The sequence below is a fragment of the Massilia sp. genome (assembly GCF_046293535.1).
Lineage (GTDB): Bacteria > Pseudomonadota > Gammaproteobacteria > Burkholderiales > Burkholderiaceae_D > Telluria.
Window position 1 is genome coordinate 1 of the sequence record NZ_JBKBOV010000060.1, and the last position, 21,643, is coordinate 21,643.

The 21,643-nt window shown below is 67.1% G+C and carries 23 protein-coding genes and 1 pseudogene; 11 read left to right on the forward strand and 13 right to left on the reverse strand.

The window, feature by feature from the left end:
• Positions 1 to 257 (forward strand): annotated as a pseudogene (locus ACK4S9_RS21650) (hypothetical protein); the annotation flags it as partial.
• Between the two features lie 8 nt (positions 258 to 265).
• On the opposite strand, the gene ACK4S9_RS21655 reads toward ACK4S9_RS21650, so the two are convergent.
• From ACK4S9_RS21655 to ACK4S9_RS21665, 3 genes are all read right to left on the reverse strand, one after another.
• Positions 266 to 1,105, reverse strand: coding sequence for a glucose 1-dehydrogenase (locus tag ACK4S9_RS21655; protein WP_409729760.1), 840 nt, complete (start codon positions 1,103 to 1,105; stop codon positions 266 to 268).
• A 16-nt stretch (positions 1,106 to 1,121) separates the two neighbouring features.
• A complete protein-coding gene (locus ACK4S9_RS21660; protein WP_409729762.1) occupies positions 1,122 to 2,279 on the reverse strand; it encodes a mechanosensitive ion channel family protein in 1,158 nt (385 codons plus the stop codon).
• A gap of 164 nt (positions 2,280 to 2,443) precedes the next feature.
• Positions 2,444 to 2,623, reverse strand: a complete 180-nt coding sequence (locus ACK4S9_RS21665; protein WP_409729764.1) for a DUF3606 domain-containing protein — start codon at positions 2,621 to 2,623, stop codon at positions 2,444 to 2,446.
• Positions 2,624 to 2,807: 184 nt separating this feature from the next.
• On the opposite strand from ACK4S9_RS21665, the gene ACK4S9_RS21670 reads away from it, so the two are divergent.
• Both ACK4S9_RS21670 and ACK4S9_RS21675 read left to right on the forward strand, forming a co-directional pair.
• Entirely contained in the window at positions 2,808 to 3,143 is a 336-nt protein-coding gene (locus ACK4S9_RS21670) for a thioredoxin family protein (RefSeq protein ID WP_409729766.1), read from the forward strand.
• Entirely contained in the window at positions 3,140 to 4,435 is a 1,296-nt protein-coding gene (locus ACK4S9_RS21675) for an MFS transporter (protein ID WP_409729768.1), read from the forward strand. The genes ACK4S9_RS21670 and ACK4S9_RS21675 overlap by 4 nt, the downstream gene beginning before the upstream one ends.
• Before the next feature lie 55 nt (positions 4,436 to 4,490).
• On the opposite strand, the gene ACK4S9_RS21680 is transcribed toward ACK4S9_RS21675, so the two are convergent.
• Both ACK4S9_RS21680 and ACK4S9_RS21685 read right to left on the reverse strand, forming a co-directional pair.
• Positions 4,491 to 5,300 (reverse strand): YdiY family protein, encoded by an 810-nt coding sequence (locus tag ACK4S9_RS21680; protein WP_409729770.1) that lies wholly within the window; start codon positions 5,298 to 5,300, stop codon positions 4,491 to 4,493.
• A 110-nt stretch (positions 5,301 to 5,410) separates the two neighbouring features.
• Complete coding sequence (locus ACK4S9_RS21685; protein ID WP_409729772.1) at positions 5,411 to 6,703, reverse strand: NCS2 family permease; 1,293 nt, start codon at positions 6,701 to 6,703, stop codon at positions 5,411 to 5,413.
• Between the two features lie 147 nt (positions 6,704 to 6,850).
• On the opposite strand from ACK4S9_RS21685, the gene ACK4S9_RS21690 reads away from it, so the two are divergent.
• The gene (locus tag ACK4S9_RS21690) at positions 6,851 to 8,071 is read left to right on the forward strand and encodes a hypothetical protein (protein WP_409729774.1); all 1,221 of its coding nucleotides are present in this window, start codon (positions 6,851 to 6,853) and stop codon (positions 8,069 to 8,071) included.
• Positions 8,072 to 8,510: 439 nt separating this feature from the next.
• On the forward strand, positions 8,511 to 9,698 hold the full coding sequence (locus ACK4S9_RS21695) for a glycosyltransferase (protein ID WP_409729776.1): 1,188 nt from the start codon (positions 8,511 to 8,513) through the stop codon (positions 9,696 to 9,698).
• A gap of 361 nt (positions 9,699 to 10,059) precedes the next feature.
• Here ACK4S9_RS21695 and ACK4S9_RS21700 read toward each other — a convergent pair whose 3' ends face one another.
• The 4 genes from ACK4S9_RS21700 to ACK4S9_RS21715 form a co-directional block, all read right to left on the reverse strand.
• Complete coding sequence (locus ACK4S9_RS21700; protein ID WP_409729778.1) at positions 10,060 to 10,452, reverse strand: KGG domain-containing protein; 393 nt, start codon at positions 10,450 to 10,452, stop codon at positions 10,060 to 10,062.
• A gap of 186 nt (positions 10,453 to 10,638) precedes the next feature.
• Positions 10,639 to 11,337 (reverse strand): mechanosensitive ion channel family protein, encoded by a 699-nt coding sequence (locus ACK4S9_RS21705; protein ID WP_409729780.1) that lies wholly within the window; start codon positions 11,335 to 11,337, stop codon positions 10,639 to 10,641.
• Entirely contained in the window at positions 11,288 to 11,734 is a 447-nt protein-coding gene (locus tag ACK4S9_RS21710) for a hypothetical protein (RefSeq protein WP_409729781.1), read from the reverse strand. The genes ACK4S9_RS21705 and ACK4S9_RS21710 overlap by 50 nt, the downstream gene beginning before the upstream one ends.
• A gap of 83 nt (positions 11,735 to 11,817) precedes the next feature.
• Entirely contained in the window at positions 11,818 to 14,118 is a 2,301-nt protein-coding gene (locus ACK4S9_RS21715) for an ATP-binding protein (RefSeq protein ID WP_409729783.1), read from the reverse strand.
• Between the two features lie 218 nt (positions 14,119 to 14,336).
• Here ACK4S9_RS21715 and ACK4S9_RS21720 point away from each other — a divergent pair, with 218 nt between their 5' ends.
• Positions 14,337 to 15,173 (forward strand): phytanoyl-CoA dioxygenase family protein, encoded by an 837-nt coding sequence (locus tag ACK4S9_RS21720; RefSeq protein WP_409729785.1) that lies wholly within the window; start codon positions 14,337 to 14,339, stop codon positions 15,171 to 15,173.
• A 31-nt stretch (positions 15,174 to 15,204) separates the two neighbouring features.
• On the opposite strand, the gene ACK4S9_RS21725 is transcribed toward ACK4S9_RS21720, so the two are convergent.
• From ACK4S9_RS21725 to ACK4S9_RS21740, 4 genes are all read right to left on the reverse strand, one after another.
• Positions 15,205 to 15,477, reverse strand: coding sequence for a hypothetical protein (locus ACK4S9_RS21725; protein WP_409729787.1), 273 nt, complete (start codon positions 15,475 to 15,477; stop codon positions 15,205 to 15,207).
• Between the two features lie 65 nt (positions 15,478 to 15,542).
• A complete protein-coding gene (locus tag ACK4S9_RS21730) occupies positions 15,543 to 15,812 on the reverse strand; it encodes a DUF5985 family protein (RefSeq protein ID WP_409729789.1) in 270 nt (89 codons plus the stop codon).
• A gap of 4 nt (positions 15,813 to 15,816) precedes the next feature.
• Entirely contained in the window at positions 15,817 to 16,074 is a 258-nt protein-coding gene (locus ACK4S9_RS21735; RefSeq protein ID WP_409729791.1) for a DUF5985 family protein, read from the reverse strand.
• Positions 16,074 to 16,439 carry a hypothetical protein gene (locus ACK4S9_RS21740; protein ID WP_409729793.1) on the reverse strand — a complete coding sequence of 122 codons (366 nt, stop codon included), beginning with the start codon at positions 16,437 to 16,439 and terminating at the stop codon, positions 16,074 to 16,076. Before ACK4S9_RS21740 ends, ACK4S9_RS21735 begins: the two co-directional genes overlap by 1 nt.
• 219 nt (positions 16,440 to 16,658) lie before the next feature.
• Here ACK4S9_RS21740 and ACK4S9_RS21745 point away from each other — a divergent pair, with 219 nt between their 5' ends.
• From ACK4S9_RS21745 to ACK4S9_RS21765, 5 genes are all read left to right on the forward strand, one after another.
• Complete coding sequence (locus tag ACK4S9_RS21745) at positions 16,659 to 17,444, forward strand: DNA/RNA non-specific endonuclease (protein WP_409729795.1); 786 nt, start codon at positions 16,659 to 16,661, stop codon at positions 17,442 to 17,444.
• Between the two features lie 13 nt (positions 17,445 to 17,457).
• On the forward strand, positions 17,458 to 17,715 hold the full coding sequence (locus ACK4S9_RS21750) for a hypothetical protein (protein WP_409729797.1): 258 nt from the start codon (positions 17,458 to 17,460) through the stop codon (positions 17,713 to 17,715).
• A 151-nt stretch (positions 17,716 to 17,866) separates the two neighbouring features.
• Complete coding sequence (locus ACK4S9_RS21755; RefSeq protein ID WP_409729799.1) at positions 17,867 to 18,304, forward strand: DUF2382 domain-containing protein; 438 nt, start codon at positions 17,867 to 17,869, stop codon at positions 18,302 to 18,304.
• A gap of 13 nt (positions 18,305 to 18,317) precedes the next feature.
• The gene (locus ACK4S9_RS21760; protein WP_409729801.1) at positions 18,318 to 19,532 is read left to right on the forward strand and encodes a YsnF/AvaK domain-containing protein; all 1,215 of its coding nucleotides are present in this window, start codon (positions 18,318 to 18,320) and stop codon (positions 19,530 to 19,532) included.
• 136 nt (positions 19,533 to 19,668) lie between these two features.
• On the forward strand, positions 19,669 to 21,447 hold the full coding sequence (locus ACK4S9_RS21765; protein ID WP_409729803.1) for a hypothetical protein: 1,779 nt from the start codon (positions 19,669 to 19,671) through the stop codon (positions 21,445 to 21,447).
• Positions 21,448 to 21,643 lie beyond the last annotated feature (196 nt).

Genomic DNA, 21,643 nt, shown 5'->3' on the forward strand with positions numbered 1-21,643 from the left:
AGGCCGCCGGCCAGCGCGGCGCGGCGGAGGCCGCCGACCAGGCGCACACCGGCCTGCGCGCGGGCACGGAACTGGCGCGCGGCGGCGCGGCCTCGCTGAACGGGGCCGCGGCGGGCAGCGGCAGTGGGTCGGCTTCCGCTTCCGGTTCCGGTTCCGGCAAGGTCGACAAATCGTCGCCGGCGCGGGGCAGCGGCTCGGCCTCCCTGTCGCTGGACGCCAGCGCCTCGGCCCGTGGCCGCAGCGGCGGCGCCGACTGACAGCGGCGCTACAGGATCGGGGTGCCGCCCGTCACCGCGATGCGCGCCCCCGAGATGTAGCTGGCCTGGCTTGAAGCCAGCAGCACGTAGACCGGGGCGACTTCGGCCGGCTGGCCGGGGCGCTTCATCGGCACCTGCTGGCCGAAGCTCTCGACCTGGTCGGGCGGCATGGTGGCGGGAATGAGCGGCGTCCAGATCGGGCCGGGAGCGACCGAGTTCACCCGGATCCCTTTTTCCGCCAGCAACTGGGCCAGGCCGGCGCTGAAGTTGGCGATGGCGCCCTTGGTGGCGGCATAGGCCAGCAGGGTCGGCTTCGGATTGTCCGAGTTGATCGAGGTGGTGTTGATGATCGACGAGCCGGGACCCATGTGCTTTACCGCCGCCTTGCAGATGTGGAACATCGCGCCGATATTGACCTTGAAGGTGTAGTCCCATTCGTCGTCCGGAATCTCTTCCAGCGAATCGTGGCTCATCTGGAAGGCCGCGTTGTTGACCAGCACGTCGATGCGCCCGAATTCCTGCACCGCCTTGTCGACGATCGCGCGGCAATGGGCCGGGTCGGCCAGGTCGCCCGGCACCAGCACCGCCTTGCGCCCGGCTTCTTCCACCAGGCGCGCGGTTTCGCGCGCATCCTCGTGTTCGTTCAGGTAGGAGATCAGGACATCCGCACCCTCGCGTGCGAAGGCGAGGGCGACCGCGCGGCCGATGCCGCTGTCGGCGCCGGTGATGAGGCTGGCTTTGTCCTTGAGTTTGCCGGAACCCTGGTAGCTCGACTCGCCATGGTCGGCCTTGGGCGTGAGCTGCGCTTCGGTGCCCGGCGGTTCCTGCTGCTGCTTCGGCTGGTTCATCGCGTATCCCTTCGATTCAGTGTTTGAGGTAGCGCGGGCGCGCGGGGGACGCGTCCGGCGTGTCTTCGTTGGCGGCCGGAGTCTCCTCGGCGCGCAGGTCGCGCGCCTCGGGCGCCTCCTGCACCAACACGTGCCGCGGCCGCGGCGCGGTCGAGATGCCGAGCTCGTCGAACATCTGCATGGTGTCGAGGTTGATGGCGTGCTGGGTGTCCATGTACAGGCCGTAGTCGGCGTCGAGCATGGTGTAGACAATCTCGTACTCGATCCAGTTCTGGTCCAGGGTCTTCAGGTGGGCGCGGTCGAAGCGCGCCTTCTCGTGCTTGCCGATGATCTCGCGCAGCATGTCCGGCACCTGCGCAGCCAGCTCGCGCGGGGTGGCTGGACTGGCGCGCAGGGCGAACACGATGCGGCGCGTGCTCATGCGGCGGTAGTTGTAAACCGTGTTGCGCAGCAGTTCGGCGTTCGCAACGATGATCTGTTCGCCGCCGAGGGCGCGCACGCGGGTGGTCTTCAGGCCAACGTGCTCGACCGTGCCGCTGAAGTTGTTGACCGTGATGAAGTCGCCGACCTCGAAGGGCTTGTCCACCGCGATCGACATCGAGGCGAACAGGTCGCCCAGGATGTTCTGCACCGCCAGCGCGATCGCCACCCCGCCGATGCCGAGGCTGGCCACGAAGGTGGTGACGTTGATCCCCAGGTTGGACAGCATCGCCAGCAGGAACACCACCCAGACCGTGGTCTGCAGCAGCCAGATCACGACCGTATGGGCGACCGTGACCTGGTCGTCGACGGCGCCGCGTCCGTGGCTGAGGATATAGCGGCGCGCGCCGATCTTGACGGCGCGGTGCAGGAAGGCGGCGATCTGGATGCCAAGCGTAAAGAACCACAGGTGGCCCAGGCGCGTGTTCCAGGGTTCGGGCAGGTCCAGCACCGACAGGCCGATCAGGATCGAGGTGGCCAGGATGGCGAATACGCCGGTGTGGGCCAGGGTCTTGCCCAGGATCTGGGCAATGGTGCGGTGCTGGCGTTCCTCGCTCAGTTGGCCGAGGCGGCGGCGGAACAGGACCAGGGCGCCGTGCATCAGGACGTAGCTGGCGACGGCGGCGGCGAGGGCGAACAGGGCGTTCGCCAGAGATATGTCCAGGGATGCAAATAATTGGGACGGATTGTTCAAACCGGGCTCCTAATCGGGCGAGCCGGCGCCGGCCGCGCGTGCCGGATGGACGGGAATGGCATGCGGGGACGCCGCAGGACGCTTGCTGCAGGGACGCGGGCACGCGGCCCGCAAGGACGGGACGGCGGAGCGGCGCCGGCCAAAGCGTGCGCCGCTCCGGCGGATCAGTGGCGCTTGAGGTGCTCGCGCACGGCTTCGGCGCTCGGCCCCACCTGCTTCACGGCGCGTTCGAGCTCTTCCTTGCTCACGCCCAGCGCCTCGGTCCAGTGGCGCACTTCCCATTCCTCGTTGACGTTGATGCGGGCGCGATCCTGGGCGCCGCGGTCTTGCAGATTATCGGACATGATGGCCTCCTTGTTGACTTTGCTTAGCTCCAGAGTGCCAGCCACAGGCAATGCGTTCCGTACGCTGACTCACCTTGCGCGCCATTCCCGACCCGCGATCGACCCGCGGGGCCGTGTCAGTGGCAACATTTTGAGGTACGCTTGCAATATCGATACCAACGGCACCAGAAGAAGGAGACCCCGCATGTCCGCACCTTATGAAACCGCCCAGCCCGAACGCAGCGCCGTCGACGCCATGCCGGGCACCGTGATGCTCGATTTCGGCGCCAACTGGTGCGGTTACTGCCGCGCCGCCGAGCCGCTGATCGACGAGGCCCTGGCCGGGGCCCAGGGTGCGGGCGGGCCTGTACGCCACCTGAAGGTCGAGGACGGGCCGGGCCGCCCGCTGGGGCGCTCGTTCCGCATCAAGCTGTGGCCGACCGTGGTCGTGCTCAAGGATGGGCAAGAGGTGGCGCGCGTGGTGCGCCCGGTGTCCGCCGACGAAGTACGCGTCGCACTGGCCCAGGCCGGTGCCGCATGAGCGAGGCAGCCGCCGTCCCGGCCAACAAGCCGCGCACCGTCCTGTTCGCGAGCCTGATCGGCACCACCATCGAGTTCTACGACTTCTACATCTACGCCACCGCGGCGGTGCTGGTGTTCCCGCGCCTGTTCTTCCCGGCCGGCGACCCGGCCGCCGCGACCCTGCAGTCGCTGGCCACCTTCGCCATCGCCTTTTTCGCGCGGCCGGTGGGTTCGGCCGTGTTCGGGCACTTCGGCGACCGCATCGGGCGCAAGGCCACCCTGGTGGCGGCGCTGCTCACCATGGGCATTTCCACGGTGCTGATCGGGCTGCTGCCCACCTATGCCTCGATCGGCACGTTGGCGCCGCTATTGCTGGCCCTGTGCCGCTTCGGCCAGGGCCTCGGCCTGGGCGGGGAGTGGGGCGGGGCGGTGCTGCTCGCCACCGAGAACGCGCCGCCGGGAAAACGCGCCTGGTACGGCATGTTCCCGCAACTGGGCGCGCCGATCGGCTTCTTCCTGTCGGGCGGCACCTTCCTGCTGCTGGGCAGCGTGTTGTCCGACGAGGACTTCTTCAGCTGGGGCTGGCGCATACCCTTCCTGGCCAGCGCGCTCCTGGTGCTGGTCGGGCTGTACGTGCGCCTGAAAATCACCGAGACCCCGGATTTCCAGAAGGTGCTGGACCGTAACGAGCGGGTCAAGGTGCCGGCGCTGGCGGTGTTCAGGGACCACACCCGCGCGCTGGTGCTGGGCACGATCGTGGCGCTGGCGACCTTCGTCGTGTTCTACCTGATGACGGTGTTCGCGCTGAGCTGGGGTACGGCCAAGCTGGGCTTCTCGCGCCAGGAGTTCCTCACCATGCAACTGGTCGCGGTGGTCTTCTTCGGCCTGACCATCCCGCCTTCTGCGCTGCTGGCCGACCGCCACGGCAGGCGCATGGCGATGATCCTGGTGAGCGCGGCGATCGCCGTGTTCGGGCTGCTGTTCGGACCGCTGTTCGGGGCCGGCACGCCGGCCGCGGTCGGCGGCTTCATGGTGCTGGGCTTCTGCCTGGTCGGCTTCACCTACGGGCCGCTCGGCACCCTGCTGGCGGAGATGTTCCCCGCCGAGGTGCGCTATACGGGCGCCTCGCTGACCTTCAACTTCGCCGGCATCCTGGGGGCCTCGCTGGCCCCCTACATCGCCACCTGGCTGGCCACCAACTACGGGCTGGCCTGGGTCGGCTACTACCTGACGGCGGCGGCGCTGCTCAGCCTGTTCGCCCTGCTGGCGGTCGGAGGCGCCAGGGCGCCCGCGCAAGCGGTCTCGCGCTGACAAAGCAAAAGGGCCCCGGATCGGGGCCCTTTCCATATCGTCCGGGCGCCTTGCCTCAGAACGAATAGACCATCGTCAGCGAGGTCTGGGTATCGGTGTTCTTTTTACCATCCGGCACGCTGCTGTCGTTGCGCGCGCTGAAGCCGGCCTTCATCTGCATGGTCGAATTGATCTTGGTGCTGAGCGAGGTCTCGGCCACCGAACGGGTGTTCGAGGTGCCTTTCTCGACGCTGACCGTCTGGGCGAAGAAGGCGGACGGGCTGACGCGCCAGCGCAGCTGGGCCGCGCCGCGCACGGTCAGGCCGCTTTCGTCCTCGCCGGTGGCGCGCTCTCCGGCAAAATAGCCCGGGCCGATCTCGACGTCGAGCGAGGTGTCCGGCGTGTTCAGCCAGCGCGAGCCGTGACCGACCGCGATCGAGGAATAGCGGCTGTAGGCGCCGAAGCGGTCGGTGACGTGCGAGCCGATCACGAAGGCGCGCTTGTGCTCGCCCAGCAGCTTGAGCGAGGCCTTGGCCGAGGCGGCGAAGCGTTCGGCCGACTTGCTGCGCTCGATGTCGCCGTCGTCGTTCTCGTACTCGTCTTCCTTGAAGAAGCCGCTGACGACGAATTCATGGCTCCAGTTGGCCGTCTCGTGGCGGGCGTCGATCTTGCCCGTGACCGAGGTGCCGGTGGTGTTGCCCGAGGTGGTGATCGCGCCCAGTTCGGCCGAGGTGAACCAGCCGCCTTCGGGAATCTCGGGCTTGGCCACCGAGATCGGCGCGTGGACGTTGCCGACGCTCGGCAGGTCGAAGTCGGCGCGGGCGGGGCCGTGGATGGTGCACAGGCCGAGTGCAAGAAGCGTTACAGGGAATTTGAAGTGTTTCATAAGCACCGTATTGCCAGCAAGATGCGCGATATTGTATCCCAAAGCACGCGAAAAACGATGCTTTGGGACACGTTTGCCGCGGTTTACTTGCGCGGCCTGCCAGTCTGGAATCAGGTGCCGACCACCACGATCTTGAATGTGAACAGGGCGGCAATGACCCACACCACCGGCGCGACCTCGCGCGCCCGGCCGGTCAGCAGCTTGAGCACCGCGTAGCTGATGAAGCCGAAGGCGATGCCTTCCGCGATCGAGAAGGTGAAGGGCATGACCAGCGCGGTGACGGCGGCCGGGATGCTCTCGGTGGAGTCGCCCCATTCGACCTCGCCCAGGTCGGACAGCATCAGGCAGGCGACGAACAGCAGGGCGGGCGCGGTGGCGTAGGCCGGGACCACGCCGGCCAGCGGCGCGATGAACAGGCAGGCCAGGAACAGCACCGCCACCGTGAGGGCGGTGAGGCCGGTGCGGCCGCCCGCCTGCACGCCCGAGGCGCTTTCGAGGTAGGCGGTGGTGCTCGAGGTGCCCAGCACGCTGCCGGCCACGATCGCGCCGCTGTCGGCCAGCAGTGCCTTGTTGAGGCGGTCCATCTTGCCCTCGACCAGCAGGCCGGCGCGGCGCGCCACGCCCATCAGGGTGCCGGTGGCGTCGAACAGTTCGACCAGGAAGAACACCAGCACCACGTTCATGATGCCGACCGACAGGGCGCCCATGATGTCGAGCTTGAACAGGGTCGGTTCGATCGAGGGCGGGGCCGAGAAGATCCCGTTGTAGGTGTTCCCGCCGAAGAAGAAGGACAGTACCGTCACCAGCACGATGCCGATCAGGATCGCGCCCTTCACGCGCAGGCGGTCGAGCGCGACGATGGCGAAGAAGCCGACGATGGCCATGATGGCCTCCGGCTTGTGCAGGTCGCCGGCCTTGACCAGGGTGGCCGGGCTGGCCACCACGATGCCGGCGTTCTTCAGCGCGATCAGCGCCAGGAACATGCCCAGGCCGACCGTGATCGCGACGCGCATCGACTTGGGGATGCCGTTGACGATCATGCCGCGCAGGCCCAGCAGGGAAACCAGGATGAACAGGCAGCCGGACATGAACACCGCGCCCAGCGCCGCCGGCCACGGAATGCCCATGCCCAGCACCACCGCATAGGCGAAATAGGCGTTCAGGCCCATGCCGGGGGCCATCGCGATCGGGTAGTTCGCGTACAGGCCCATCACGGCGGTGCCGAGCGCCGCCACCAGGCAGGTGGCCACGAACACCGATTCCTTCGGCATGCCGGCGTCGCCCAGGATCGAAGGATTGACGAAGATGATGTACACCATCGTCAGGAAAGTCGTGAGGCCGGCAAGCAGTTCGGTGCGGACGGTGGTGCCGCTTTGGGTGAGTTTGAAGAATCGGTCGAGCATTATTATTGGACTCCAGGCGTGTTTTGGCTGAAGCATAACACTCCGGGGTACTGCCGAGCGAGTATTGGCTGCTCCGGCATGCGTCAAGGACCCGCGCAGCGGTGCCGATGCGCTAACATGGCGCTTCCAACATCACCAAGCCATGCCATGCCGAAGAATAAGCGCCCGCTGCCCCGTACTTCCAACAATCCGCGCGAACCCGACAATGCCTCCGTGGCGCAGGAACTGGCCGACCTGGCCCTGGCGATCGCCGAGAGGGAGGAAGCGCCCGGCTTCGGCAGTGCCGACGAGCGCGAGGAGGAACTCCTGGCGGCGGTGCGCAAGCTGCTGCGCAAGAAGCGCGACGAGGCGCTGTACGAAGCGATCGAGGTGGCGCGCTACACCGACCCCGAGGCCTGCCGCCTGCTGCGCGCCCGCATCGAGGAGGAGGCCGCCAACCTGCGCCTGCGCCGCGAGGACGGCCAGGGTAATGGCGTGGAATACGAGATCGACGCCTTCCTGATCCCGCTGTTCGTGCGCACGCAGGGTGGCTTGCAGGCCGCCGACACCTTCCAGGACGAGGAGGCTTTCGAGACCCTGGCCAACAGCTTCCACCCGGCCGGGCTGGAAAGCGCCGGCGGCAAGCTGGTGCTGGTCCAGCATGCCTACGACCTGGCCGAGATCGACCACATCTCCTATTCAACCCTGCAGGAGATGCTGCGCGAGGCCGCCGGTACGCTGCTGGAAAAGAAGCTGCAGCCGGCGCCGGCCATCGAAGCGAGCATCCGCGGCTGGACCGGCGAGCGCTTCGCGCCGGACGAATCGGCGCTCGAGCTGCGCTTCCTGCTGGGTTTTTCGCTCAAGCGCCTCGATGACCCGTTCTATGCGGTGCCACGCGACGAAGCCGGCGCGGACGCCTGGTATGCGGCGCGCGAGGAGCGCTACCGCGCCTGGACCGCCCAGGCCGCACCCCTGGTGCGGCGCCTGCTGGGGCGCGAGCCCGACGCCGTGCATGTCGACTTTCTCTACCAGGACCTGTTCTACGGCGCCAAGGAGCACGGCGTGAGCGAACTGACCACCCTCGGCATCCTGTCCGAGATCGCACGCACGCTGGCGGCCAAGGACCTGGCGCCCGACCAGGTCCATGCCGCCGTCGCGCCGCTCGACGCGGGCGAGCACATCGTCCTGCGCATCAACCTGTACGCGCTCGACGGCGGCACGCCCTGGGGCAGTGTCGAGACACCGGTCGACCTGGCCGCCGACCTCGGCGCCGAGATCGACACCCTGTGCGATGCGCTGCTGTCGCTCGGCCTGGAAGGCGTCTCGGTCGCGACCGGCTTCAGCGAGGACGGGCACGCGGAAGGCGCGCAGCCCTACCAGGCGGGTTGACGGCTACCCAGCCGATCGACCGCTTTCGCGCCGCCTCGGCGGCGCTGCCGACGGCCCTGGCGCGCCTTCCATGGCCGTTTTTCCCGAATAAACCTTGGCGCCGCCGGGCGCACGGCATGCCTGCGCGCGCCCGTGCACGGTAAAAACATGGGTGACTATTCGTAGTGGATTTTCTTGTATGGATGTAGGAGCCGCCCTACATGAGTGCGCTCAGCCGGCAGCTCTCTCCTATGGAAGGTCTGTGTAACATCTGGTTGCAACCTTTCTCATTGGCAATATTGCAATGCATAAATGAAAATAATGGCAATTTTGCATGTTACGATTGGCGGGTCCGGTGTGCGACTGAACCGACATTGTCCACACACTGGGAACTGGCACAGAGAGAAAAGCGCCAGGCTTTGCCAACAAAATAGCGCCACGAAGGCGAAAGGAAATGAATATGCCGACCTTGATCGTGTTTTGCCACCTGCGCTGGGACTTCGTTTTCCAGCGGCCCCAGCACCTGATGACCCGTCTGGCGGAACACTACGATATCCTGTTTGTCGAGGAACCGGTGTATAGCGAAGGGCAGGCATACCTGAAGAAGACGGCCGTCGCGCCGAACATCACGGTGTGCCAGCCGCATACCGCGATCCATGCACCAGGCTTCCACGACGACCAGATCCCGACCCTGCAGACCCTGCTGGCCGACCTCGTGCCGGAAGGCGAGCAGCCGGTCGTCTGGTTCTATACCCCGATGGCGCTGCCGCTGCTGCAGGGCCTGAACCCATCCAAGATCGTCTACGACTGCATGGACGAGCTGGCAATGTTCAAGAACGCGCCGAAACAGCTGCTGCAACGTGAAAGCGCTTTGTTGAACATGGCCGACGTCGTCTTCACCGGCGGCCCGAGCCTGTACCAGTCCAAGCGCGACCGCCATGCGAACGCGCACTGCTTCTCGAGCAGCGTCGACGCCAAGCACTTCCGCCAGGCCCAGGACCGCGCGATCTCGCATCCCGACCAGGCCCACATCCCGCACCCGCGCCTGGGCTTCTATGGCGTGATCGACGAGCGCCTCGACGTGGAACTGGTGTCGAAGATGGCCGACGCCCATCCGGAATGGCAGATCGTGATGGTGGGACCGGTCGTCAAGATCGACCCGGCCACGCTGCCCAAGCAGCCGAACGTCCATTACATGGGCCAGCGCAGCTACGACCAGTTGCCGAAGTTCCTGGCCGGCTGGGACGTGTGCCTGCTGCCGTTCGCGATGAACGATTCGACCAAGTTCATCTCGCCGACCAAGGTGCTCGAATACATGGCGGCCGAACTGCCCGCGGTCTCGACCCCGATCACCGACGTCAAGGTGCCGTATGGCGACGTGGTGGCGGTCGCCGCCACGCCGGAAGAATTCATCGCGGCCTGCGAACGCCAGCTGGCCCAGAGCGAAGCCGAGCGCCAGGCCATGGCCAAGCGCATGCGCGAAGTGGTGGCGAACACTTCCTGGGACCTGACGGCCTCGCGCATGCACGAGCTGATCGAAAGCGCCGTGTCGGGCCGCCACGCGCGCCTGCCGGCCGCGCCGGAAACGGCCAAGGTCGACGTGCTGCCGGTGAAGGCGGCCAAGGTGCCGGTGGCGAAGTCCGCCTGACAGGGTAAGCGGCCAGCGTCCCGGTAAGGGCGCGCTGGCTGGCGACGGCGCGGCGGCGGTTCCTTGCGGGGCCGCCGCCGTGTTTTTTCGTGCCGCCGCTCGGTAGGGTGGGCGGCTCTACCCGTCCTCATGAGCATCGATGGCGTACGGGCCGCCCACGCGGTGATAGTTTGCGGCCAGATCACCGAGTCCGTGATCGGAGCCGCCGGCGATCACCGCGTGGGCGGCATTGACGTGCGCGTATCGCATGGATTCGAGTGGAGCCGCCCACCCTACGAAAGACGAGACGCAGAAAAAAGCGGCGCGGTGTCCGGAGACGCCGCGCCGCTTTCGGCGATGGTGCGAGGCTCAGGCGCCGCGCTCAGCGATTGCCGCCGCGGCCGCCGCCATTGCCGCCGCTTTGCGCATTGCCGCGATTGCCGCTCTGCTGGTTGCCGTCGTTCTTGTGGCTCATGCGGCCGGCCTCGCGCGCCTCTTCCGAGGTGAATTCGTGCGCATTGCCGGAAGCGTGGGCCGCGCGCCCGCCCTGCGCCGCGATTTCGCGCTGGCGCTGCGGGTCCATGGAGGCGAAGCCACGCCCGCCGCCGCCGTTGCCACCGCCGCCGCTTTGCGAGTTGCCGCCGCGTCCGCTCTGGGCGTTGCCGCGGTTGCCGCCGCCCGAGGCGCGTCCGCCCTGCGAGGCGATCTCACGCTGCTGTTGCTGGTCCATGGAGGCGAAGCCGCGCTTGTTGTTGCCCTGGTTGTTCGATGCCATGACGATCTCCTTTATCGATGACAGGGTTGTCCGAAGTCTCTTCCGGCCGCTGCCGCCGCGTCCTGCGGGGTATCCGTTTCCGGAAGAGGTGAGTTCATCTTAGGTCGCCGACCTCGGCTGCGGAATAGGACTGTCCGGCCCAGCACTGTAGGAGCGCTCCGGCGCATACCGCCGCGTGAGCGGTATTCAGTGGCGCAGCGCGCCGCCGGGGGAGGGCGCGGCCGGCGGCCAGCCGCCGACCGGATCGTCGGCGCCGGCCACCCGCACCACCGACAGCGGGTGCGCGAACTGGATGCCTTCGCGCTGGAAGGCGCGGTAGATCTGCAGCAGGATCTGCTCCTGGGTGTCCATGTGCAGGATGTAGTCGGGGCTCTGGAAGTGGTAGACCACCTCGTAGTCGAGCGACCAGTCGCCGTAGCGGAAGAAGTGGGCGCGTTCGAAGCTGGCGTCGCTGCGCGCCTTGATGATCTCGCGGATCATCGCGGGAATCGCGGTCACCTGGGCTTCGCTGGTGCCGTAGGCCACCCGCAGCATGAAGGCGACGCGGCGCGTGGCCATGCGCTTGTGGTTGTGGATCCGGCTCCTGAGCAGCTCGCCGTTCGAGAACACGATCTGCTCGCCGCCGAGGCCGCGCAGGCGCGTGGTCTTCAGGCCGATGTATTCGACCGCGCCGAGCGCGTCTCCCACGATGATGAAGTCGCCCACTTCGAAGGGCTTGTCGAGCATGATCGACAACGAGGCGAACAGGTCGCCCAGGATGTTCTGGGTCGCCAGGGCCACGGCGATGCCGCCGATGCCGAGGCTCGCCACCAGGGTGGTGATGTTGAAGCCGAAGTTATCCAGCGTCATCAGGAAGGCCACGACCCAGACCACCAGGCGCATCATGAAGAACAGGATGGTGCTCGAGGCCTTGCGCGCGCCGTCGCCGGGGGGGGGCGAGCAACTGGCTGCGCCAGCCGCGCAGGGCGGTGTCGCCCCAGATGCCGAGCTGCAGGACCAGCGAGGCCACGGCCACCCGCGACACCACCAGGCGCCAGCTTTCCGGCATCACGAGGAAGATGCTGGCGAGGTAGGCCGCAATGGCCAGCTTGAACACGAGGTAGCTCCGGTTGAGCATCTTGACCACCAGGTCGTCCACCCGCGTGACGGTGCGGTTCGCCATATTGCTCAAGCGGCGCAGGAAGAACATGCGTACCGCCAGCATCAGGGCGGTCGCGCCGAGGAAGACCCCGAGCGCGACCATCCAGTTTTCCAGGTCGTTGTTGTCCAACAGGTATTCCATCCGCGGCTCCGGCGTCGACTGCAAAGGACGCAGTGTGCGGCCAGGGAGGGCCGCGGCGCGCACAATTGACGACGGCCGCGCCCTCAGGCCAGCGCTTCGCCGATGGCCTCCACGGTGGCCGGCTTGGTGAGATGGCCGTCGAAGCCGGCACGCGCGCTGCGCTCGCGGTCGGCCTCGCCGCCCCAGCCGGTCAGTGCCACCAGCCGCACGCCGGCATAGCGCGGATCGCGCCGGATCGCCTCGGCCACCTCGAAGCCCGACATCCCGGGCATGCCGAGGTCGAGGAACACGACCTCGGGCTGGAATCCCGCCATCATGCGCAGCGCCTGGTGGCCGTCGTTCGCGACCAGCGTCTGGTGGCCGAGCTGGCCCAGCACCGCCGACAGCGTCTCGGCCGCGTCGCGGTTGTCGTCCACCACCAGCACCCGCCGCGCCGCGCAGGGCAGGGGGCTGTCCGCCTGCACCGGCGCCCCGGGAACCGCCGCGCTCGCCAGCGGCAGGCGCACCGTAAACACGCTGCCCGCATTGGTGCCGGCGCTGCTCGCCCGCACGCTGCCGCCGTGCAGTTCGACCAGGCTGCGCACCAGCGACAGGCCGATGCCCAGCCCGCCCGCCGCATGGCGCCGGCCCTCGCCGATCTGGGTGAACATCTTGAAGACCTCGTCGAGCCGCGCCGGATCGATGCCGATGCCGTTGTCGGACACGGCGATGACGGCGTCAGGACCGTCGCGCTCGGCGGCCAGCACGATGCTGCCCCCGCGCGGCGTGTAGCGCGCCGCGTTGTTGAGCAGGTTGGACACCACCTGGGTCAGCCGGGTGGCGTCGGCGTCGACCACCAGCGCTTCCTGGGGCAGACGCAGGTCCAGGTGGTGGCGCGCCGCCTCGATCAGCGGCATGCTGGTCTCGACCGCCGCCGACAGCACGGCGTCCAGCCCGATGCGCTCGCGTTTGAGCGCGACCTGGCCGCGGGTGATGCGCGCCACGTCGAGCAGGTCGTCGACCAGGTGGACCAGTTGCCCGAGCTGGCGCTCCATGATCTCGTGGATGCGCGCCACCGCCTCCGGGTCGGCGGGTGCCCGCTGGATGAACTGCAGGCCGCTGCGCAGCGGGGCCAGCGGGTTGCGCAGCTCGTGGGCGAGGGTGGCCAGGAACTCGGTCTTGATGCGGTTCGCCTCTTCCAGGTCGGCCGCCATCTGGCGCAGCGCGTCCTCGCCCTTGCGGCGCTCGGTGATGTCGTTGAACACGACCGCGACCCGGTGCTGTTCGGGCGGACCGATGCGGGCGGCGTACACGTCGTACCACCGCCCCAGATCGCGCGACTCGTTGACGAAGCGTACCGCCTCGCCGGTGTCGGCAACCCTTCCATACATATCGAACCAATGGCGCTCGTGATGCGGCGCCATCTGGCGCATGCTGCGGCCGACGGCGTTGACCAGGCCGGTATGCTTGACGAAGGCGGGGTTGGTCTCCAGGAAGCGGTAGTCGCAGGCTTGCCCGGCATTGTCGTACAACATTTCGATCACGCACACGCCTTCGTCGATCGACTCGAACAGGGTGCGGTAGCGCTCCTCGCTCAGGCGCAACTGCTGCTCGGTCTCGAACTGGCGCGAGGCGTCGATGACGACCCCGCGCATGCGCGGTCCGCTGCCATCGGCGGGTTCGACGTGTCCGCGCGCGATCACCCAGCGCCACCCGCCCTCGGGACGGCGAACCCGGAACGTGGCGTCGTAAGACGCCCCGCGCGTGACTGCCTCTTGCAGGACGGTCTGCACGGTCCGCAGGTCTTCGGGATGGAGCGATTCGAAACAACGCGATGCCGGCGCGCCGCCTTCCAGGAATTCGGGTATGCCGAACAAGGCGGCCATGCGGGCGTCGCCCGTGACCCGGTCGGTCCCGATGTCCCAGTTCCAGACGCCCAGTTCGGCGGCGGCGATGATGGATTCGAGGCGCGCGCTGGCATCGATGAGGGCCGCCTCGGCGCGGCGCCGCTCGGCGGCGGCCTGGAAGGCGTCGAGGTAGAAGCGCAGCTTGGCGCGCAGGATGACCGGCGACAGGGGTTCGGTGAGCACCGCCACCGCGCCGCCTTCATAGAAGGCCTCGACCGGGAAGCTTGCGTCCGCCGGCACGCCCAGCGCGACCACCGGCGTGTGCACCGAGCGGCGGGTGGACCTGAGCTGGCGGATGGTAGCGGCGAGCGCCTCGGCATCGCCCGCATAGCCGACCAGCGTCAGCGCGAAGTCATGGTGGCGCGCCTGCGCCAGGCCCTCCGCCACCGAGCGGGCATGCAGGACCGTCGCGCCCAGTTCGTCCGCAACGCGCCCCAGCACCGGGTCGGGCACCGGGCGCTCGCAGATGAACAGCACGCTGGCGTGGCCGGTCGTCAAGGGGTGCCCCTGTGGGGCGATGGACGGCGCATGGTCGGATCCTGTGGTGGTGGCGGGTGCGGTGGCGACAATCTACGGTCCAGATGCTCCTCTGTCAACGTCTGGCGCTGCGCCACGCCGGCCTTGCGCCGCGCTACGGCAATTGCCAGTAGTATTTCTTCTGGTTTGACCACATGGCGGCCACACGGCCGCGCGCACGGACAAGGGAGGAATGGAGCATGGACCAGGTAGCCAGCACCGCAGGATATGAAGTGGCCGACATCATGCGCGGCATCTACGGGGACGGCATCATCGGCTGCCGCGGGGCCTTCAGCCGCGAGCTGATCGCGCAGCTGCGCGCCGACATCGACATGCTGTTCGAAGAAGCGCTCGCGCGCGAGGGCGGAGCCCTGAACCGCGGGCCGAACCGCTATTACGTGGAGGTGCACCCGGAGCGCCTGCGCTCCTTCGTGACGATCGCCGGCCATCCGTGGGTGAGCGCGGTCTGCAGCGCCGTGCTGGGGCCGGAATGGCGCATCGTCGAGGTGGGCTTCGACGTGCCCGGCCCGGGCGCCATGCACCAGCCCTGGCACCGCGACTTCGCCTCGCCGCCGGAAACGGTGCGGGGCCGGCGCCTGAGCTCGCTAGCCTTCAACCTCACGACCGTCGACGTCACCGAGGACATGGGGCCATTCGAGATCGCCCCGGGCACCCAGTGGGACCTGTACGAGGGCGACCCGATGTTCCCCGATAAGTCGCTGTATCCGCGCTACGAGGCCCTGGCCCAGCGCAAGCTGCCGAAGGTGGGCGACATCTCGGCGCGCTCGGCCCTGACCATCCACCGCGGCACCGCCAACCGCTCGAATCTGTCGCGCCCGGTGCTGGTGGTGGGCGCCGACGCGCCGGATGCGACCAACGCCATCAAGCACGACCTGCAGGTCTCGCGCGCCTACCATGACAGCCTGCCGGAGGCGCTGCGCCGGCACCTGAATTGCCGGGTGGTCGAGCAGCTCGAACCGATCCGGCAGGCGCACACGATCGAGGGCCTGAAGATGGGTGTGACGATGGGCGGGTGAGGGGGGGGCCGCCGGCGGCGGCCCGGAGGGTTTACTCTTTGTCGGGCACGCCCTGGGAGGGCACCGGGGTCTTGAGCGCGTCCGGCACGGCATCGGCGATGCCGTTCTCGGGCATCTGGCCGACCCGGCGCGCCTCGTCGGAATGCTGGTCGAGGCTGACTTCCTCGGCCACGTCGAAACGGCCGTCCTCGGCGCCTTCCTCGCCGGGGAGCAGGTTGTCGGATCGCTGGTCCTGGCCGCCGCCGGCGATGGGGTTCGCCTGCGCGCTGGCCTGGTCCTTGTCTTGCTGATTGGCTGGGGCCATGCTGTCCTCCTGTTGACGGTTTCTCATGACCCATTATCGCCCCGCGCCCGGGGGGCGGGCGCACGCTAGCGGCGGCCTTCCTTGCGCGGCAGGTTCTTCTCCACGATCGCCCACACGATCATCCCGTAGGCCAGCACCCGGATCAGGTAGTGCATCGGCGAGTCCTCACCCGCTTCGTTCAGCACCGCCGAGTACACCCGGTGCAGGCCTTCGATGAAGAAGGACAGGGCGAACCAGAGGAAGAAGCGGTCGCCGGTATTGCGCCAGAAGCGCAGGAAGAACAGGGCGATCGTGAGCGAGGCCATCGAAATCGCGCCGTAGAACATCTGGATCATCGCTTCACTCCTTCTCGTAGATCAGGCCGTACAACAGGAGCAGGCATGCCACCAGGGCGCTGGTGATCCGCAGCGGCATGAAATCGACATTCGGGAACACGATCTTGTCGAAGATCAGGAACAGGTTATTGAAAGTCATCACCGCAAAGCACAGGCCGCTCCAGAACAGGAGACGGTAACGCGTGCGCCGGTAACTGGCGAACAGGAGCCAGGTACAGGCCAGCGAGGTCAACATGCACAACGTGTAGATGAGTTCGCCCATTAGGTATCCTTTCGCAGGCGGAAGGCGTCGGCGAACTGCTGCGCCTTGCGGTCGAGAGTGGAATGGATGAGGTTGGTGACGTCCACCAGGTGGCGCGCATACAGCTCGGCCAGGCCGTCGATACGCTCGCGCAGCGTATCCGAGGCGGGGGCGTAGCAATAGCAGTCCTCGTTCGGCGCGATACAGGGCGCGGCCATGCCGGATCGGCACAGCTCGTCAAGCAGGCCCTGTGCGGTACGCTCGCTGGTGTACAGGCGGCGCGCCAGCATCTCTCCGCTCCATTGCTGGCCGGGATTCGCGCGCAGCAGCAGCAGCGCCTCGAGGAAGGGCACGGAGGGTACGCTCGTCAGGACAAAACGGCGCAAGTCCTCTGGGATTGGCGGACGGTTCATTCGCTTCGGGTATACTTTCCCAAAAGGAATCTTTTGTTAAGAAAGGCGCAAGTTTATCTCATTCTCGGCGGAAACGCATTTTCAATCGTGCGCGTGCCGGCGCGTGAATCCCATGCCCTCGATTTGACCTCAATCAACGCCGCTCGGCTACAATACGGCTTGACGATTTTTTAGCTTTCGCAGCACTTCACCATGTTCCGTACCATCCTCGCCCGGTTCGGCCGGGCCGCCCTGTTGGGCGCGCTGCTGGCCTCCGGAAGCGCCCATGCCGCCAGTTGCTCCGACCATTACCTCAACGGCCGCGCGCCCGAGATCCGCAATCCTAAGCTGGCCACCGCCACTCGCGAGCTGTGCTACAGCGAGTTCAGCATCATGCATTCAGGCGTGACACGTACGCCACTATGGTCCGCTGAACACCTTTCTAGCAGCCAGCTCGCCGCTGCCAAGGGGCGGGAACGCGAAAACGCTTTCCATGCGGAGCAGCGACTGCCGCGCGGCCAACGCGCTGAGCTGTCCGACTACGCGCGCAGCGGTTTCGACCGCGGTCACATGGCGCCGAACGGTAACATGCCAGACCGGCGTGCCCAACGCGAAAGCTTCTCGCTCGCCAACATGGTCCCGCAGAACCGCGACCAGCACAGGGGAATCTGGACACCGATCGAAAATGAGGTGCGCGACATGGTTCGCAAGGAAGGTGAGTTGTACGTGGTTTCCGGTCCTGCCTTCCTTGGCAGCAGCCTGCAAAAGGTCGGCAATGTGATCGTGCCGAGTCACCTTTACAAGGTGGTGTATAGTCCCCGCCAAAAGGCCGCAGCCGCCTGGTTCATCGAGAACCGAAGCGGAGCGACGATCCACGAAGTCCCTGTGGCCGAACTGGAGCGCATCATTGGCATCGAACTGTTGCCCGCGCTGACCCGCCAACAGAAGGAGCGGATGCTCGCGCTTCCGAAGATTCGCCAGCGCAAGAACCGCAATTGAATCGGACGCCAATATGAGCCGCAAGAACAAGTTTACGCCCTTTGCCAATGAAGCCGACGTCTTCGAGATCGGCAACCTGATGCTTGAGAACCGGCTCGACCGCATCACCATTTCCGGCGACGTCGACCTGACCGCCGACCAGGCCGGGCTCGCGCTGGCGCGCCGCCTGCACGCGCAACTGGGCGCGGTGGTCGAGGCACTCGAGGCGCGCGAACTCCCCGCGCGCCTGCCCCCGCCCGACGTCGAGACCGTCGACAACCCCTTCGCCTGAGGCGCCGCCAAGGCGCGCGCCGGCAAGCGCCCCATGCCCTGCATGGAGGCGCTTGCGGCGCTTATTGTTCCGCACGTCAAAGGTGCGCATGCCCCGGCAGAAAAGGCGTAACCTCGATCGTTCTTCACCGGCGAAACGAGGAGCTGTCCCGATGTCGAGCAATATCCCCGAGAACACTCAGCAGGAAGGCCTGCGCATTCCCGTGATCGAGGAGCAGTTGGCCGTCGGCACCCGCGTCGTCGAGACCGGCCGCGGCGTCCGGGTCCACAAGACGGTCACGGAACAGCCGGTCACCATCGACGAGCGTCTCACGCGCGAGGAGCTGGACGTAAAGCATGTTCCCGTGGACAGGATCGTCGCGCTGGACGAGGCCCCCGCAAGCCGCTACGAAGGCGACACGCTGGTGGTGCCGGTCCTCGAAGAGGTGCTGGTGGTCGAACGCCGCCTGCGCATCAAGGAGGAACTGCACATCACCCGCGTGCGGCACGAGGAGCGCTACCACGACACCGTTGCGCTCAAGGCGGAACGGGTCGAGGTCGAGCGCTTCGACGACGCCGGTGCGCCACCCGCATCCGATACCCACCAATGATGGAGGAACGACCATGCAACATACTTTGGTAGCCGTATTCGACAACAACGCCGACGCGCGCAGCGCCATGGATGAACTGCTCGCATCGGGCTTTTCGCGCCAGGACGTGCGCATGTCCGGCGACACCGGCACGGCCGCGCTGTCCGGGAGCTCGACTTCCACCGCCACCAGCACCACGGCGACCTCGGCCGACACCGACACCGGCATCGGCAGCAGCATCAAGCATTTTTTCAGCGACCTGTTCGGCAGCGACGAGGACGATACCCAGCGCCTGAGCCGCTACGAGGGCGCCGTCTCCGGCGGCAAGTGCGTGGTCACGGTGAGCGCCGATTCGCTGCCGGAAGTCGAGCGCGCCGCCGACATCGTCGAGCGCTTCGGCCCGATCGACATCGACGAGCATTCGGACAACGTGGGCAAGATGGCTTCCAGCGGCGCCATGCTGCAGGGTAGCCAGAGCGGCATGCAGAGCTACTCGACCTCGGCCCAGTCGGCCTCGGCCCAGCAGCAGGGCAATCTGTCGGGGGCGTCGCTGCAACGCGACACCGCGATGGAAGCCGGCCGCAGCGGCACCACCCAGTCCATCCCGGTGGTCGAAGAGCAGCTCAAGGTCGGCAAGCGCGAAGTCCAGCGCGGCGGCGTGCGCATCTACTCGCGCGTGGTCGAGACTCCGGTCAACGAGAGCGTCAGCCTGCGCGAAGAGCACGTGGACGTGCAGCGCCGCGCCGTCGACCAGCCGATCAGCCCGGCCGACGCCACTGCCTTCAAGGAGCAGACCATCGAAATGCGCGAGACCGCCGAGGAAGCGGTGGTCGAGAAGTCGGCCCGCATCGTCGAGGAAGTCACGGTCGGCAAGCAGGTCGACCAGCGCCAGGAACAGATCAACGACACCGTGCGCCATACCGAAGTCGACGTGCAGCGCCTGGACGGCGGCACGGCGCGCTCCGACCTGCGCGACGACGACAGCTATTTCCGCAACCACTTCACCAGCACCTACGGCGCCACCGGCGCATCGTACGACGACTATGCGCCGGCCTACAGCTACGGCTCCCAGATGGCCAGCAGCGGGCGCTACACCGGACGCCAGTGGGACGAGGTCGAATCCGACCTGCGTACCGACTGGGAATCGCGCTACAGCGGCGGTCCCTCGACCTGGGAGAAGATGAAGGCCGCGGTGCGCCACGGCTGGGATCGCATGACCGGCGACACCGGCACCGACCGGCGCTACTGAGCCCGCCTCACGGCATGACGGACGGCGCCTGCGGGCGCCGTTTTCCATCCTTCCTACTGTCCGGCCAGGCGCGCGCGGGCACAGCCGGGTTTGGGGTAATCTGAACCCGTGCATTTTTTATAAGGGAGGAATGACCATGCAACATACTCTTGTAGCCGTGTTCGACAACCGGACCGACGCACAGAATGCGATGAACGAGCTCGTGTCCTCGGGCTTTTCGCGTGACGAGGTCAAGCTGAGCAATGCCGAGCCGACCGGGATGACCGACAGCGTCACCGGCAGCAGCGCGAGTAGCACCGATACCCTGGCCGACGGCACCGGGATCGGCATCGGCGCATCCATCAAGCACTTCTTTACCGACCTGTTCGGCGCCGACAACAGCGAGCATGCCAGCCGCTACGAAGGGGCGGTCACGCGCGGCCACCACGTGCTCACCGTCCGCGCCCAATCCCTGCCCGAAGTCGAACGCGCCGCCGACATCGTCGAACGCTACGGACCGACCGACATCGACGAACAGGCGTCGGGCGAACGCCCGATGGGCGCCGGCGGCGGCCTGTCCGAGTCGATGCGCATGAGCGGCGCCGGCGGCATGCAGCAATCGGCGCAGATGTCGGCCCAGTCCGGTGTCAGCAGAGGCAGCGCGAGCGGCGCCGGCCTCGGTGGCGCGGCGGCGGGCGCCGGTGCAGCCCTGGGCGCCAGCCAGCAGCTGGACAATCCGGGCGACCGCAAGATCTTCCAGCAGCAGTCGCTCAACCAGGCCGAGCCCATGGGCACGACCTACCAGGAACCCATGGGCCAGAGCGGCCTGAGCGCGACCGGCGGCACTTCGCTGCAGGGTTCGACCCTGCAGGAAAATTCGGTGCAGGCCTCGTCGCTGGAGGGCACCCAGAACGACATGTCGATCCGTAGTTCGGGCGGCCAGGGCGGCACCCTGCAAGGCTCCTCGCTCGAAGGTTCGGCGATGCAGGGAAGCGGCGCGTCGATGCAGCGTGATACCGCGATGGGATCGACCCCGGGCAGCAGCCGCTTCACCGAGATGCAGCGCGGCAGGTCGCGCATCTACTCGCCGTCGGGCACTTCCACGGCCGGAACCGGCAGCGGCCTGGATATCGGCAGCAATTTCTTCGGCGATGATGACGATTACTACCGCAACCATTTCCTGGCCAACTACAGCGGCGAGGACTACGAGCGCATCAAGCCGGCCTATGCCTATGGCTCCGAGATGGCGCGCCAGGACAAGTACCGCGGCCGCAGCTGGGACGAGGTCGAGAACGACCTGCACAGCGACTGGGACACCCGCGGCGGCAGCGGCGCCGGCTCGACCTGGGAAAGCATGAAGGCGGCCGTCCGCCGCGGCTGGGACCGCATGACCCTCGACAAGGACGACGACAGTTATTACCGCAGCCATTACGACAGCAATCTGAGCAGCTCGGGCATGGACTACGACAGCGTCAAGCCGGCCTATGCCTATGGTTCCGAGATGCGCAAGAGCGAGCTGTATCGCAACCGCCCGTGGGACGACATCGAGGGCGACATCGCGCGCGGCTGGGATTCGCGCATCAGCCCCGCGACGCACGGCGACACCTCGACCGGCGCCTGGGACCGCATGAAGGCCGCGGTACGCCACGGCTGGGACCGCATCACCAACGATGACGACGACGACCGCGAGTACCGCAGCCACTGGAACGCGACCTACAGCACGTCCAGCGACGCCGGCAGCTACGACGACTACAAGCCGGCCTATGCCTATGGTTCGTCGATGGCCCGGGATCCGAAATACCGCGGCCGCCAGTGGGGCGAGGTCGAGAACGACCTGCGCACCGACTGGGATACCCGTTACGGCAATGGCGGCCAGTCGACCTGGGAAAAGATGAAGTCGGCGGTGCGCCACGGCTGGGACCGGATGACGTCCTGATCCGGCGCCAGGCCCCGCGCCGGCGCCGCGTCTCCAGAGCCTCCCGGGTGCGAGCCCGGGGGGCTTTGTTCTTTTGGCGCTGTTCTCGCTAAGTGTAGAAATTGAACTGTTGAGCTGAGCGGATGTCCAACCTGCACCCCGATTGTCAGGAGGACTGATGCGCTCGACAGGTTTTACCCGACTGTTGCGCAGCTTG